This is a genomic window from Bradyrhizobium sp. UBA2491 (assembly GCF_002341725.1).
Classification (GTDB): domain Bacteria; phylum Pseudomonadota; class Alphaproteobacteria; order Rhizobiales; family Xanthobacteraceae; genus Bradyrhizobium.
In genome coordinates this window covers 5,599-6,069 of sequence record NZ_DDOP01000084.1, presented here as the reverse complement: position 1 = coordinate 6,069, position 471 = coordinate 5,599, and the positions used below count along the sequence as shown (strand labels likewise).

General features: G+C 66.7%; 1 protein-coding gene and 1 pseudogene. Both read right to left on the bottom strand.

Annotated features, from left to right (window positions below; translation table 11 throughout):
• Window positions 1-264 (bottom strand): annotated as a pseudogene (locus B2W55_RS29170) (dihydroorotate dehydrogenase (quinone)); the annotation flags it as partial.
• The coding region (locus B2W55_RS29165) for a DUF952 domain-containing protein (RefSeq protein WP_291532693.1) at window positions 261-471 on the bottom strand (211 nt) is incomplete at its 5' end. The gene B2W55_RS29165 and the pseudogene B2W55_RS29170, both read right to left, overlap by 4 nt.

Genomic DNA, 471 nt, shown 5'->3' with positions numbered 1-471 from the left:
CGGCGTCACCGAGCCGATCTCGACAAAGCCGAAGCCGAGCCGCAGCAGCGCATCCGGCACCTCGGCGCTCTTGTCGAAGCCCGCCGCCATGCCGATCGGATTTGGAAAGTTCAGCCCGAAGGCACGCACCGCGAGCTTGGGATCATCCACCCGCTGCCGGATCGGTGGCAGCAGCTTCAGGCCCTGGATCGCCATGCGATGGGCATCCTCGGGATCGAACCAGCGCAGCAGCGGCAGCGAGAAAGCGTCGAAGGCACGGATCACGGCTTGAGCTCCGGAACGTCGTGGCCGCCGTCGGAGCGCGCGCGCAGGTCGAGGATCTCGACGACCGCGCCGAGATCGAGTTCGCCATAGAGATGCGGAAACAGCTCGTCATTGCGCGACCGCTCCCAGCGCAGGGCATCGCCAAGTGCATTGGCGTCGATCGCCACCAGGAACAGGCCGGTCTGGCCGTGGTAATGCTTGCGCGCG